Here is a 14543-nt window from a genome sequence, read left to right as displayed (position 1 = left end):
GATTTAACACCACAGAATACAAAAGGAACAAGCCGAAAATCCTAAATAAAGTAGGCAAAACTTAAAACCTTAAAACCATGTCAAAAACATTGAAAAAAGAAGACCAAGTAGCGTACACAGGAAGGTACCTTGTATTACTACCGGAAGGATCCAGCACCTCAGATTCGATCAGTGCTATCAGTTCCATCAGCGGACTAAACTTAAAAAGCTCTATGGAGTTTGAAAATGAATTTTTTACAGATAAAGATCTGGCTAAAACAGATGGTATTGTATTGGATAAACTGGGAATCGCGATTGTAAACGAAAAGCCAAAAATTGAAAATTCAATCAGCAGTTTTAGCGAAAATGAAATGATTGTAGAAAAAGAAAGGGTAGTTTACGCTATAGGCATGCTTGATGAAAGTACCCAAAACTATGTTGAAGGCTACAGAGATGCAATAAACCAGTTAACCAGCACGTTGGTTGGTACCGAAGTGGAAGATTATAACTACGAAGGACAGGAATCGGAAGTAGAATCGGTTGGTGCCACCTGGGGTTTAAAAGCCACCAATGTTGTACCTGCAAGCATTTTAAGATACAACCCTTATAACGGCGCAGGTATTAAAGTAGCAATATTGGATACTGGTTTCGATTTTAACCATCCTGATTTTGCCGGCAGGCCAATTGTTCACCAAAGTTTTATCACCGGCGAAACTACACAGGATGGTCATGGCCATGGTACCCATTGTACCGGTACCTCATGTGGTCCTGCAAGTTCACCATCGGCAGTTGAAAGATATGGCATTGCGTATGCAGCAAGTATTTATATCGGCAAAGTGTTAAGTAACGGCGGTTCGGGCGGTGATGGAGGAATTCTTGCCGGTATTAACTGGGCCATTGCCAACCGCTGCGATGTAGTAAGCATGTCGTTAAGGGGTTTGGTAAACGGAACTGGATATTCTGCCGTTTTTGAAACTGCAGCGGCGAGGGCTTTGGCACAGGGCACTTTGATTATTGCTGCTGCCGGTAACGACTCAGCAAGACCAGGTGTGGTAAAACAAGTAATGCATCCTGCAAACTGTCCGTCGATCATGGCTGTTGGTGCGGTTGATGTGAACATGAACATCGCCAGTTTCTCTAACGGAGGCCTTTATCCAACTTACGGCGCTGTAGATATTGCTGCCCCAGGCGTTAATGTATACTCTTCTACCAAACTGCCAACCAAATATGCCAGCTGGAATGGCACGAGTATGGCTACGCCTCATGTTGCAGGCATTGCTGCCTTATGGGCACAGGCAACGGGTTTAAGGGGCATTAACCTCTGGAGAAAATTAACTTCGACTGCAAAAGCACTACCTTTACACGGCAGGGACGTAGGTGCAGGTTTGGTACAAGCGCCAACAAAAACCAGGTTGATTAAATTTCCAATTGAAAGAACCCCGATTTTGGTTAATCCGAAATTCCCCATCGACCCGATTGGCCCTATTGAAAAAATAATAAGATGAGTACAAAATGGTTAATATCTGTAAAAGATGACGCTATGGATGCGGTTGCCGCTCAATTGAAACAAATGAAGATCGACAATTTGGAAAAACTGGATTCGATCGGTGTCATTGTTATTGTTCCGGGCAACCATAAAATAGCAGATATCAAAAAGATTGATGGTGTATTAAATGTTGAGGAGGAAAGGGACGTTAGCATTTAAGCTTAAAACACCTCATCATTGACCAATATAAATCGGTGTGGCTTTAGCTGCATCGATTTTTTTATGAGCAGAGATCATCATTGCGAAGCCAATTTTTCATTGGGTGAAGCAATCTTTAAACCAGGATTATCCAACAATATATTGTTTCGTCGGCTGAAAAAGCCTTCCCGCAATGACGATGTTTCTTTTAATTATGCAGCCCATTTTAGCCTGATCAAAAACCTTTTACCTTTTACCTCTTACCTTTTACCTTATTTATTATCTTTGCTGCATTATGGCTCAAAAGAATAACGACGAACAATTTAAAAATGTAATATCACATGCGAAAGAATACGGTTTTGTATTCCAAAGCAGCGAAATATATGACGGCTTAAGTGCTGTTTACGATTACGGCCAGTTGGGTGCCGAATTAAAAAACAACATTAAAACCTACTGGTGGAAAGCCATGGTGCAAATGCATGAAAACATTGTGGGAATTGACTCTGCAATTTTTATGCACCCAAAGGTTTGGAAAGCCAGCGGACACGTAGATGGTTTTAACGACCCGATGATTGACAATAAAGACTCGAAAAAACGTTACCGCGCCGATCAGTTATTAGAAAATAAAATTGATGAATTATACTCAGAATTAGCCAATTTCAGCGCAGAAAACAAAGTTAAATTTGAGGAGTTTCAGCAAGAAATATCGGGTTTAAGTGATGAAGGACAAGCCGCCTGGATTCCTGGATTTAAAGATGAGGAAACGATTTTAGACCATTCAAAATATCCATTTGTTGATGAGGCCAGCTGGAGATTTGTAAAAAAAGGTTTAGCGCTTGAAGTAGAAATGAACCTGGCACTTAAATCAGAAAACTTAGCCCAGCTAAAAGATTTAATTGTTGATTATAAGGTAATCTGCCCGATTTCCAAAACTTCAAACTGGACAGATGTCCGTCAGTTTAACCTGATGTTCAGTACACAGTTTGGTGCAATGGCTGAGGGCAGTGATGAGGTTTATCTGCGTCCGGAAACCGCCCAGGGAATTTTTGTTAACTTCCTGAATGTTCAAAAATCAGGAAGGATGAAAATCCCTTTCGGTATTGCGCAGATTGGTAAAGCTTTCAGAAATGAGGTAATTGCCCGCCAGTTTATTATGCGTATGCGCGAGTTTGAACAAATGGAAATGCAGTTTTTCGTTCGCCCGGGCGAAGACAAAAAATGGTTCGAATACTGGAAAGAAGCACGTTTAAAATGGCATAAAGCTTTAGGTACCAATCCTGAAAAATACCGTTACCACGACCACGTGAAACTGGCGCATTATGCCAATGCAGCCACTGACATCGAATTTGAATTTCCATTCGGATTTAAGGAGGTGGAAGGAATCCACAGCCGTACCGATTTCGATTTAACACAGCACCAGGAATATTCTGGCAAGAAAATGCAGTATTTCGATAACGATTTAAACGAAGAAGGTAAACCTTATGGCAATTACGTTCCATATGTAATCGAAACATCTATCGGTTTAGACCGTATGTTCCTGTTAACGATGATCAATGCTTTTGAAGAGCAGGATTTAAGTACAGACGACAAACAGGACAGCCGTACTTTATTGCGCTTACACCCTGCTTTGGCCCCATATAAAGTAGCTATTTTCCCATTGACCAAAAAAGATGGTTTACCGGAAAAAGCACGCGAAATTATGGATGAGCTGAAATTCGATTTCAATTGTATTTACGAGGAGAAAGATGCGATTGGTAAACGTTACCGCCGTCAGGATGCAGTGGGTACGCCTTTCTGTATCACAGTTGATCACCAGAGTTTAGAAGACAATAAAGTTACGATTCGCCACCGCGACAGCATGGAGCAGGAACGTGTAGCCATTGCCGATTTAACTGGTATTATTGGTAAGGCAACCAGCTGGAAGGCATTGTTGGCTTAAACGAAAATCTTCATGCTGATCCGATAGCTGCCGGATTTATTTCAGCATCTAAATAAATAATATTTAGTCGCAGGTTTTACACCTGCGACTTTTTTGTATCATAAAAATGAATTTAGCTGAATATTATAATCAACTGTACAAAGATTCGATTGCCAAAATAGCTGATGGAAACTATGAAATTGATCATTTAATAGATTCTGACACTGATCAGCGTTTTGGAATCACATTGGTGATCAGGCCAGATGCTGCGACCAAAGTCAAAATTCAACAGTTTGTAAATGAAGCAAAAGCCATTGAACCTGAACAATATTTTTATCAGAATCCGGATATCCACATTACCTTAATGTCTATCATTTCCTGTTATGATGGTTTTGATCTACAGAGTATTAACGTTAAGGGTTATGTAGCACTTATACAACAGGTTTTAGCCAGGTATAAGAGTTTTAAAATCCGGTTTAAGGGCTTAACTGCATCCTCATCGTGCATTTTAATACAGGGCTTTTTAACCGATACATTAAATGAGATCAGGAATGACCTGCGAACCATCTTCAAAAATTCAGGTCTGCAACAGAGTATGGATAAAAGATATGCCATAAAAACAGCCCACTCTACCGTGATCCGTTTCAGGTCTGAACTGGAGAATAGAGATGCCCTAGTTAAGCTGATCGAAAAATACAGGGATTTCGATTTCGGCACTTTCGAAGTAAAACAGATTGAACTGGTTTATAACGACTGGTATCAGCGGGAAAAATTCGTTAAAAAGCTGCAAACCTTTTCATTAGGACTTAACTAAATTCTTTATCTTTGCACAAATTTATTAACCATAACAAATTAGCCCTCGTGAAAGTACCTTTTAAACTATCCTTATTGGCATTAGTATGCCTTCTGATTACTTCATCCTGCAAAAAAGAAATTAATTATCATCCTGAGTGGGATTCATCCTCTATGAGCGGAAAAGTTGATGGTGTTTTATTGCAGTGTACCTTTACAACGGCCCAAACTTATGTGACAGGCGATAAAACAACTTTACAGATTTTGGGAAATAAAGTAACCAGTGGTTTTAGCTTGGTAATTAGTGATTTTAAAGGCGCTGGAACATATACTATATCCGACAGTAACATAGCTACCTATCTACCAAATGTAGCTGGCTTACAAGATGCTTACCTTAGTACCTCTAACGGTATAATTAAGGTAACCAGTTATTTAGCGAACAAATATATTAAAGGTACTTTCGAATTTAAAGGACAAAATTATGTGACTTCAGCCACGAAAACCATTAGCGAAGGCCAGTTTAGCATTAGTTTAGTGCCAGCAAAAAGCCCTGAATCTAATAATAGTACAAATAACTTAAGTGCAAAGGTTGATGGCACTGTAACGGGTTTTACCGGCGAGGCTTCATCAGTAATGTCTCCCCTTGGCAAATTATTAACCATTACAACGGTTAACGGAGATAAACGCCTGCTTATTTCAATAATTGACTACAAGGGCGTAGGTACTTACGATATAGCGAAGGACGGGACCGGTGTTTATATGAAAGACCAAGGTCAAACCGGTTCATTTTATGCAGATGCGGGCACTTTAGTGATTACAAGCGAAGCCGGAAATAAGTTGAAAGGAACATTTTTCTTCAGTGGCGGTAACCAGAATACCACCATAAAGACGTCGGTAAATATTACAGACGGGACTTTTGATTTACCTTTTAGTAAATTTTAAAAAGCTAAATTTTAAAATATGGAAGCCGTTGATTTAACGATCAGCGGCTTTTGTTTTGATGGAGGTTTTCGAGGGTAAACCTTCAGTCACAAAAAACAAATACAAATTAGGTAATTTCTTAATCAATGACTCGATTGGTATATTTGTTTAGCAATTAAAATCATTGATATGAAAATTCCGCAGCAGTTTTTTGCCCGCCGACATGAAATTGCGGCAGATTATTTAAAAGAATTAGACAAACACCTTGAAGACATTGTATCTGGCCGTACTACAGAAATGTTTGAGGTAAGGGATTTCGCCGATTTAATCCATGTACATCCCACGCATTTAAGCAATACCATTAAGGCCGCTACCGGTCACTCGCCATGTTTCTTTTTCGAAGAACGTTTAATGGAGATTTCGAAATCGATGTTAGAGCATGTGAGCATGCCTATTGCTGAAATAGCCAGAATTTTAACCTACGATCCATCCAACTTTACCAAGTTTTTTAAACACTTTGCCGGCCAAACACCGAAACAGTATCGGGAGGCTTATCTGGAGTCTTTAGTTACAGACAAGAAAACGGTCAACATATAGAAAACTTAAACAATCACCATTTTTACTTAAACAGTCACCATTTTAACAGCCGATTTCCATTTAATTTTGTTTAACTGATAAAAATAAAATGGAAAAACAAAATAAAATTGCCCTGGTAACCGGTGGTAGCCGCGGACTGGGAAAAAACGCAGCCTTAAAAATTGCTGCAAAAGGAATCGGTGTACTCGTTACCTATCAATCGAAAAAAGAGGAAGCAAAAGATACAGTTAACGAAATAAAAGCGATGGGTGTGCCAGCAGCAGCAATACAGTTAAATGTTGGAGATGCTAAAACTTTTGATGCTTTTTTCAGCGAAGTTGAAAGTGTGTTAAAATCTGTCTTCAATGCAGAAAAATTCGATTTCCTGATCAATAATGCAGGGATTGGCATCCATGCTTCATTTGCAGATACTACTGAAGAACAATTTGACACCTTGGTAAACATCCATTACAAAGGCGCCTTTTTTTTAACCCAGAAAGCTTTGCCGTTATTAAATGATGGCAGCGGAATCATTAATGTTTCATCCGGATTGGCACGTTTTGCAACCCCTGGGTATGCGGCCTACGCCTCGATGAAAGGCGCCATGGAAACCTTAACAAAATACCAGGCCAAAGAATTGGGTGCAAGAGGAATCAGATCGAACATTGTTGCTCCGGGTGCAATTGAAACCGATTTTGGCGGTGGAGTGGTGAGAGACAATGATCAGCTCAATGCCGGGATAGCTGCCAATACCGCGCTAGGCCGTGTAGGTTTGCCAGATGATATTGGAGGAGTGGTGGCATTTTTATGTACTGAAGATGCTAGATGGATTAACGCACAGCGCATTGAAGCATCTGGCGGTATGTTTTTATAAACTCTTCGCTAGGGTTAATCACCAAGACACGAGGGCACAAAGATTATCTTCTTTGTGCTCTTTTGCCCTGGTAGTTATTTTTTCGACGGTAGTTAGCCAACGCGAACCGTTAAACGCCACGCTAAACACTATCTAAATCGCCAACCAGAAAATAATCTGCATCAAAAGGCGTTATCCATCAAAACCATCAGATGCGTAAGATACTTCTGCCTACCTTTTTATTTTTAATTATTGTTACCACTGCAAATGCCCAAAAATGGACCGATGCGGAGTTCCGCAGGGCCAATACCGCAGCAAATGCTACTTATTTAACTAACGAAGAAAAAAATGTGGTGATGTATATGAACCTGATCCGCATTGATGGTGAAAAGTTTTATTACACTTTTCTGGAAGATTACATTAATAACTACAACGCTAAAGTAAGACAATACAGAAATTACAATGAATTGCGGATTACCCGTACCAACAGCTATTATACCTCTTTATTAAAGCATTTAAAGGGCATAAAAAATCTACCGGTATTTTACCCTAATGATCAATTATCTGCTTTAAGCCGAAATCATGCCCAGGACCTTAACCGGAATAACCTCGACACACACGAAAGCAGCAACGGCGATAAGTTTTCGAAGCGTTTATCCAAATATTTTCCAAATAAAGCAATGAGCGAAAATATCGATTTTGGTTTTTCAAACAGTTTGGATATTGTGTGTCACCTGTTGTTAGATTGTGGTGTACCTTCCCTTGGCCACCGGTTTAACCTGTTAGACCAAAAGTTTAAATTAAACGCCGTTGGTGTAAGCATTCAGCCCCACCCATCTTACAGCTGGTGTGCAGTGATTGATTTTGTAGCCTTACCTCCGGCTGATATTTATAAAGAGTAAATACAAAAATGATCATACTACCGGGCAATAAAAATTTAATTGTAAATTGCGCCCAAAAATAACAACGAATAGTTTAAATAATGCGCAAAGCAATTTTAGCCATAATAGATTTTTTTTACCCCCCTTTTAAAAAGTTTATTTCCCCCCATAATTTCAGGTATATGGCTACCGGTGGCAGCACCTTGTTACTCGGTATTCTGGTCTATTATTTCGCTTATTTTATAATTTTTAAAACAGCCGAAGTAAATTTTGGAGCAATTGTACTTCAAAGAGAAACCGCCTCTTTATTGGTAGACTATTCTGTAGCCATTCCAACCAGTTTTTTGCTCAACAAATATGTTATATTTACGCATAGCGAATTAAAGGGCAGGGTACAGCTTTTTAGGTTTTTAAACCTTCAGTTTATCAATATACTGGCTACTTATGTTTTTTTGAAGTTTTTATTAGAACTTTTAAGAGATTATCCGACTTTATCCGTTTTATCTAGAATACTGGTCTCCGTCTCAATGGCACTTTTCAGTTACCTGTATCAGCATTACTTCACTTTCAGCGTGAAAAAAATCGGGGATAAAAAAGGAAAGCAGGATTAATCAGCCGCGATTATAACCCAACCCATTTTTAGCCACCTTAGGTATTGATTAACACAGAACAATGATGGCGTGTACTACTATCCTGAGGTCATCACCACAAACCTTAGTACCTAAACGGAATGGAAGCGGCAAAACCTGACCGATGAAATGCTACAGCACCTTTCCAAATGATTAATCTTTCTTCTTTTTGGAAAGCAGCTACACAAGCTTTTCGGTTTATTCAGGCCCGCCTTAACTTCAAGTCCTCACTCGTGCCTCGCTCCGGGCTTTACGCAACAGTCGGGTTTAGGTGGCCAAAACTGTGCGCTTATTAATGGTTTCGTGCCAGAGTTACGATTAAAAACAGCCTTACCAGCATAAACCGCGGTAGCTAAACGGGATGGAAGCGGCATACTTTTGTTGTTAGCATGTGCGGAGTCGAAGGGCAACAAAAGATATAGCGGACAGCCCGTCCGGAGCTTTCCGATGAAATGCTACAGCACCTTTCCAAATTATAAATCCATTATATTAACCACCCGAAACCTTTATTACGTTAACCTGTTAATTTATGCGGGTGCTTTCTTGTTAAGATAAAAACAACATCCTAACTTAGCTGCCGACCAACTTATTTCATAAATAACCATGAGCCATTTTAATGATTTTAATAATGCGCAGGTAGCTAAATTGCCCAATCATTTAAAGCAATTTATTGTTGCACAAAATTACGAGAAATATACACCTGTAGACCAGGCGGTATGGCGGTACGTAATGCGCCAGAATTATAGTTATCTTAAAAATGTGGCTTACTATCCTTATATAAAAGGTTTACAACGGGCTGGTTTGAGTATAGAATACATCCCCGATTTACAAACGATGAATGATAACCTGGGTAAGATTGGTTGGGGCGCAGTAACGGTTGATGGCTTTATTCCGCCCGCAGCTTTTATGGAATATCAGGCCTATCGGGTATTGGTTATTGCTGCTGATATCCGCCAGATTAACCACATTGAATATACCCCTGCGCCGGATATTATACACGAAAGTGCCGGACATGCACCTATCATTGCCGATACCGATTACAATAATTATTTGAGTTATTTTGGCTCAATTGGTGCAAAAGCCATGTTTTCGGCAAAAGATTTTGAACTTTATGAAGCCATTAGAAAATTATCCATTCTGAAAGAAGCTGTAGCTACTGACGAATTGCAGATTGCCCGGGCAGAAAAAGAACTGCGTTACATTAGCGAGCATATGGGTGAACCTTCTGAAATGGCATTACTTGGCCGTTTGCACTGGTGGACGGTTGAATATGGCCTGATCGGTACTTTGGAAAACCCGAAAATTTATGGTGCGGGGTTACTTTCGTCTATTGGCGAAAGTGCAACCTGTATGCAAAATGATGTGGAAAAACTTTGGTACACCATGGACACGGTTAACTACGCTTACGATATTACCAAGCCCCAGCCGCAGCTTTTTGTAACTGAAACATTTCAAAACCTGATTGATGTTTTGGAAACCTTTGCCAATACCATGGCCTTTAGAAAAGGTGGTGCTGAAAGTATAATGAAAGCCATTGCCTGTAAAAATGTAGCCACTGCTGTTTACAGTTCCGGGTTACAGGTTAGCGGCATTTTTACCGATATGGGTATTAATCCTAATGATGAAGTAACTTTTATTAAAACCACAGGAGCATCTGCACTGGCCTTTGATAACAAACAACTTACCGGACATGGAAAAGATTACCACGCAGATGGTTTTTCGTCGCCAGTGGGACGCTTAAAGGAAGCAGACAAACCATTTGAGGATTATAGCCTATCAGAACTACAATCTATGAACATCATCCAGGGCGAGAAAACTGTACTAACATTTGAAAGCGGTATTAGCGTAACAGGTACAGTTAAGGATATGATTATCGAAAACGATAAGCTCCTTTTAATTGCCTTTAACGATTGTATGGTTACCGAAAGTAACGGAAATATACTGTTTAAACCAGAATGGGGTACTTACGACATGGCTGTTGGGGAAAAAATTGTTTCTGTTTTTAACGGAGCAGCTGATAAAGATGCTTATGAAGAGATTACTTTAATCAGTAAAGAGAAAACGCATCACATTATTTATAATGATAAAACTTTACAACTGCATGGTTTATACCGAGCAGTTAGAGCGATCAGGGAAAGTGGTGAAAACCTGGATCAGCTTGGCGAAATTTTCTTACAATTAAAAACAAGCCACAGGCAAGACTGGCTTTGTGCCTTGGAAATTCTGGAGATTATTTACCATAAAAAGATTTATCCTCAGCTGGAAAAGGAAATTCAGGTTTATCTTGAAATTAAAGCAGGCAAAGAGTTAGACCACACCAAACTGATTAATGACGGCTTACATGTAATTAAAAATCCGGTAAGTCAGCTCCTTATGGAAGATTGAATTTTAGCTTAAATTTCATTAACTTTACGTTATGACAACGATCACAGTACAAGTAGATTATGAACAAAATGCTGCGCTTGTTGAAAAGATGCATAAGGCATTATCTTTTGTAGAAGATGTTGATATCAAAACCCATCAGCCCAATATGGTTGAGTAGCCCAGGGGATCTTATCAGAAATTAAAAAAAGCAATTGAAAATACTGAAGGTAATTTAATGTTTAAGGATATTAAAGATCCATCTACATGACAAAGTAATTTAAGAGATGAGTGGGAAATTACTGATAGGTTGCAGTGAGGAAGGGGTTAAAAGTGGTCTTCACCCTGAATTTATTTCAGGGTCTTAATGCAAAATAGATGCTGAAATAAATTCAGCATGACGACTTATCGTCCAAAACCTTAAATTACTTATTAATTTCAATCATCATTATTTATAATGAGGACGACTGACAACCACATTTGCAATATAATGCGTAAATCAAGGGATGTAATCGCTATTTTCGAATCCTTGTCGTCAAACAAGGTTCTGGTTGACTTACTCTTTTTTTCCTAACTTTGATTTCATCAGGTCGAAAACATTTCAACCTTTTAACTTTACAACAATTTTTAACATTTTTTAATGAACATTATAATTACAGGTGCCAGCAGCGGAATCGGTTTCGAAACGGCTTTAGCGTTTAGCTTACATAAAGAAAATAAAATTGTTGCCATTGCCCGTTCGGCAGATAAACTGCGTAAACTGCTGGAGATAGCCCGTGGCATTAATCCCGACTGTACACTTTTACCGGTAGAATTTGACATCGTAAATGATGATTATGCCGCGCTGATCCCTTTTCTAAAAGAACGCTTAGGTACTATAGACATCCTGATCAACAATGCGGGTGCATTAATTAACAAACCGTTTTTAGACACTACAGAAATGGATCTGGGCGAGATGTTACAGAGCAATGTGATTTCACATTTCAGGATGATCCAGCACATTTTACCATTAATGCAAAGTGGAAGCCACATCGTTAATATTGGTAGCATGGGTGGTTTTCAGGGAAGCGTTAAATTCCCCGGACTTTCTGCTTACTCAGCAAGTAAGGCTGCTTTGCACACGTTAACAGAATGTTTGGCTTTTGAATTGGCAGAAACAGGAATCAAAATTAATTGCCTTGCTTTAGGATCAGCACAGACAGAAATGCTGGAAGCAGCTTTCCCGGGTTACCAAAGCCCGGTGATGGCTTTTGAAATGGGGAAGTATGTAGCCGATTTTGCAAAAACCGGACATAAATTTTTTAATGGAAAAATTTTACCGGTGGCAGTTACTACACCATAATGTGATAATTTTTAGTAATTTGCAGCATCGAAAAACTAAAAAAATCTATGGAAACAAATTCTCCTTTTAAAACAGCCGACAATGGAAAAAATGCTGCTGTTGTGAGTTACATCTTTCTAATTGGCTGGCTGATATCGTACTTTGCCATGTACAAAGACAATAAAACAGCACTTTCCAGTTATCATTTAAGGCAATCTTTATTGCTCCATCTGGCTATAATTGTACTTAATGTGGCAGTAACCATATTAGTTATGATCATACCAACTGCAATATTTGGTTACTTAAGTTATGTAGTTTACATTGCCTACCTGATTTTAATTATCATAGGTGCTATAAGTGCAAATAACAGCGAACTAAAACCGCTTCCGTTAATTGGCGACAAAGCGCAAACCATGTTTCCAAGTATTTAATCGAAGCTCATTATTTTTATTTAAGTCTGGGATAATTACCCAGACTTTTTTTTTGTTTTAACTGGTTTTCAACATTTTAATACACTTTATATATTTTTCATATCTTTGGTGCCAACATATGAAGAAAATAATAGTCCCGATTTTGTTTTTCATTTTGTCTGCCACGGCAGGAAAAGCCCAAACAATCTTACCCGCGCAATACCAGGAACTGGTAAAGAAATTAGTAGCCAGTCTTCCAAAAAATACTACGATTACGGAAAACAATTCTACTACAAATTCTACAACCCTTATCGATTTTGCCAAAAGCATGTTAGGTATCCCCTATCGTTATGCAACAAGCAACCCAAAAGTTGGTTTCGATTGTTCAGGTTTTGTAAGTTATGTATTTAGTAATTTCGGTTTCAAAGTTCCACGTTCTTCCAGAGAGTTTAGCTATGCAGGTAAAGAAACCAGTTTAGAAAATGCAAAAGTAGGTGATGTGTTGATTTTTACAGGCACTAATTCCAGGATAAGAAGAATCGGTCATGTAGGGATTGTTTATTCTATTGATGAAAACGGGATTAAATTTATTCATGCCTCCTCGGGTAAAGCCCACCAGGTAACCATCACCGATCTTAACGGCCATTACAAAGACCGTTTCATGAAAATTGTAAGTATCCTTTGATTACTTTTTATATTTCCACATCCTTGTTTTGCCTTCGGCAAGCCATAACAAGGTCGTTTCCAATCTTTTTAATCTGGTAGCTTCCGTTTTGGCTTCTTCAAGCCATAGAATATAATCTTTTTTATTAGAAGGACTAAAATTCTGGAATACCGCTAATGCTGCAGGATCTTCCTGTAAAGCTTCCATAAAATATTCAGGTACAATAATTTCTTTTTTCTCTGTAGATTTTGGTTTTGAAGGCAACTTTATATTTTCTTCATTTAACTGAATAGCCTGTTGAATGTAGGCGATCAGGATTTCATCTGCAGGCAAATCGTCAAAAGATTTTATTTTGCCTAATGCGCCCATGGATTCAGACCGTTCTTTAAAAATACCATACTCATCATTTATTAATGCCCCTTTCCAAAAACCAAAGGCACAATGATGCTTAAAAGAAGCCATGTGGCAAACCGTACCTTTATAGTCAAAGAAAGGCATTCCCCATTTAATTTTCTCTTCAATCCGGGCATCGGCTTTATGTACCAGATTTCTTAAATGATCTAAAATGGGAATGGCAAATTCTGCCGAATTGATAATGTACTGGTCTACCTGAACACTGGTATGCATAGCCAAAAATTTAGTTTATAAATCTACAACAAAACAACTTTTAAAGCAAGATCTACATCCCCTGTCTGCAGCAGTTTCTTAGCAAATTCATGCAGTTCCCTTTCACGGTTAGTGCTGTCGCCAATAGTGGCATCAAGTATTTCTTTTACTTCGGGATTTGTGCTGATCAGATCAATTTCTTCACCAGCAGGTATTTGCTCCACATTACCGAGCATGCCCAGATCGTTTCCGGTTAACACTTTCGAAAAGCGGACTGATTGTGGTAAACGGTCTACACCAATCCCCAATTTGGCCAGGGGCTTTGCCACTTTAAACAAATTATCGCTGGTAACCCTGCAATACCAATCGCCGCCCAGACGTGCAACGAGATCCATTTTATGTTGATCTATCTTGCCATTTTCATCTAAAACCGCTTCATTAATATGAATCACTTTTATTTCAGCCAGTACCAGGTTTCCGGCACCATGGCTATCACCTAAAGAAATGACTTCATTCACTACACACTCAAACTGCACTGGCGCTTCTGCCACTCTTGGTGGCCGGACAAGATCAGATTCTAACATCGTAAACCCAGCCTTCTCAAACTCGTTTACGCCTTTGGCATATTCGGTACTGGCCAAACTCATTTGCTGCACCATATCGTAGTTTACAATATTGATCACACATTCCTGAACCTCTAATACATTTTCCAGGCTATGTTTGGTGGTATTATCGCGCACTCTCCTCGATGGCGAAAAAATACAGATCGGTGGATTAGTGCTGAACATGTTAAAGAAACTGAAAGGGCTTAAATTTATATTTCCTTCAGCATCAATAGTTGAGGCAAAACAGATCGGTCGCGGAGCGATGGCGTACTGCAGGTAGTTTTGTAGTTCTACCGGAGTTAAATCGGAGGTCTTAAGTGATACCAAAACTTGAAATTATTAA

General features: G+C 39.0%; 16 protein-coding genes. 14 read left to right on the top strand and 2 right to left on the bottom strand.

Features of this window, described 5'->3' with window-relative positions; all coding sequences use genetic code 11:
• Positions 1-77: 77 nt before the first annotated feature.
• From ABEG20_RS02855 to ABEG20_RS02790, 14 genes are all read left to right on the top strand, one after another.
• Positions 78-1484 carry a S8 family peptidase gene (locus ABEG20_RS02855; protein WP_406825889.1) on the top strand — a complete coding sequence of 469 codons (1407 nt, stop codon included), beginning with the start codon at positions 78-80 and terminating at the stop codon, positions 1482-1484.
• Positions 1481-1684 carry a hypothetical protein gene (locus ABEG20_RS02850; RefSeq protein ID WP_406825888.1) on the top strand — a complete coding sequence of 68 codons (204 nt, stop codon included), beginning with the start codon at positions 1481-1483 and terminating at the stop codon, positions 1682-1684. The genes ABEG20_RS02855 and ABEG20_RS02850 overlap by 4 nt, the downstream gene beginning before the upstream one ends.
• A gap of 274 nt (positions 1685-1958) precedes the next feature.
• Positions 1959-3602: a glycine--tRNA ligase gene (locus ABEG20_RS02845; RefSeq protein WP_406825887.1), complete on the top strand. Its 1644-nt coding sequence runs from the start codon at positions 1959-1961 to the stop codon at positions 3600-3602.
• 106 nt (positions 3603-3708) lie between these two features.
• The gene (locus ABEG20_RS02840; RefSeq protein WP_406825886.1) at positions 3709-4395 is read left to right on the top strand and encodes a 2'-5' RNA ligase family protein; all 687 of its coding nucleotides are present in this window, start codon (positions 3709-3711) and stop codon (positions 4393-4395) included.
• 47 nt (positions 4396-4442) lie between these two features.
• Positions 4443-5315 carry a DUF6252 family protein gene (locus ABEG20_RS02835; RefSeq protein ID WP_406825885.1) on the top strand — a complete coding sequence of 291 codons (873 nt, stop codon included), beginning with the start codon at positions 4443-4445 and terminating at the stop codon, positions 5313-5315.
• Between the two features lie 168 nt (positions 5316-5483).
• Complete coding sequence (locus tag ABEG20_RS02830) at positions 5484-5891, top strand: helix-turn-helix domain-containing protein (RefSeq protein ID WP_406825884.1); 408 nt, start codon at positions 5484-5486, stop codon at positions 5889-5891.
• An 88-nt stretch (positions 5892-5979) separates the two neighbouring features.
• Positions 5980-6744, top strand: coding sequence for an SDR family NAD(P)-dependent oxidoreductase (locus ABEG20_RS02825; protein WP_406825883.1), 765 nt, complete (start codon positions 5980-5982; stop codon positions 6742-6744).
• Between the two features lie 191 nt (positions 6745-6935).
• The gene (locus ABEG20_RS02820; protein WP_406825882.1) at positions 6936-7625 is read left to right on the top strand and encodes a CAP domain-containing protein; all 690 of its coding nucleotides are present in this window, start codon (positions 6936-6938) and stop codon (positions 7623-7625) included.
• A gap of 80 nt (positions 7626-7705) precedes the next feature.
• Positions 7706-8215, top strand: a complete 510-nt coding sequence (locus ABEG20_RS02815) for a GtrA family protein (RefSeq protein ID WP_406825881.1) — start codon at positions 7706-7708, stop codon at positions 8213-8215.
• 621 nt (positions 8216-8836) lie between these two features.
• Positions 8837-10618 carry an aromatic amino acid hydroxylase gene (locus ABEG20_RS02810; protein WP_406825880.1) on the top strand — a complete coding sequence of 594 codons (1782 nt, stop codon included), beginning with the start codon at positions 8837-8839 and terminating at the stop codon, positions 10616-10618.
• Positions 10619-10649: 31 nt separating this feature from the next.
• Positions 10650-10775: a hypothetical protein gene (locus tag ABEG20_RS02805; protein WP_406825879.1), complete on the top strand. Its 126-nt coding sequence runs from the start codon at positions 10650-10652 to the stop codon at positions 10773-10775.
• Between the two features lie 459 nt (positions 10776-11234).
• Positions 11235-11936, top strand: coding sequence for an SDR family oxidoreductase (locus tag ABEG20_RS02800; RefSeq protein WP_406825878.1), 702 nt, complete (start codon positions 11235-11237; stop codon positions 11934-11936).
• A gap of 47 nt (positions 11937-11983) precedes the next feature.
• Complete coding sequence (locus ABEG20_RS02795; RefSeq protein WP_406825877.1) at positions 11984-12346, top strand: DUF4870 domain-containing protein; 363 nt, start codon at positions 11984-11986, stop codon at positions 12344-12346.
• A 118-nt stretch (positions 12347-12464) separates the two neighbouring features.
• Positions 12465-13010 (top strand): C40 family peptidase, encoded by a 546-nt coding sequence (locus ABEG20_RS02790; protein WP_406825876.1) that lies wholly within the window; start codon positions 12465-12467, stop codon positions 13008-13010.
• Here the strand turns inward: ABEG20_RS02790 and ABEG20_RS02785 are convergent, their stop codons facing one another.
• Both ABEG20_RS02785 and ABEG20_RS02780 read right to left on the bottom strand, forming a co-directional pair.
• Positions 13011-13616, bottom strand: a complete 606-nt coding sequence (locus ABEG20_RS02785) for a YdeI/OmpD-associated family protein (protein WP_406825875.1) — start codon at positions 13614-13616, stop codon at positions 13011-13013.
• A 23-nt stretch (positions 13617-13639) separates the two neighbouring features.
• Positions 13640-14527 carry a flavin reductase family protein gene (locus tag ABEG20_RS02780; RefSeq protein ID WP_406825874.1) on the bottom strand — a complete coding sequence of 296 codons (888 nt, stop codon included), beginning with the start codon at positions 14525-14527 and terminating at the stop codon, positions 13640-13642.
• Positions 14528-14543 lie beyond the last annotated feature (16 nt).

Source organism: Pedobacter sp. KACC 23697 (genome assembly GCF_045348445.1).
GTDB lineage: Bacteria > Bacteroidota > Bacteroidia > Sphingobacteriales > Sphingobacteriaceae > Pedobacter.
The sequence above is the reverse complement of the archived record's forward strand: the minus strand, read 5'-3'. Positions and strand labels throughout refer to the sequence as shown.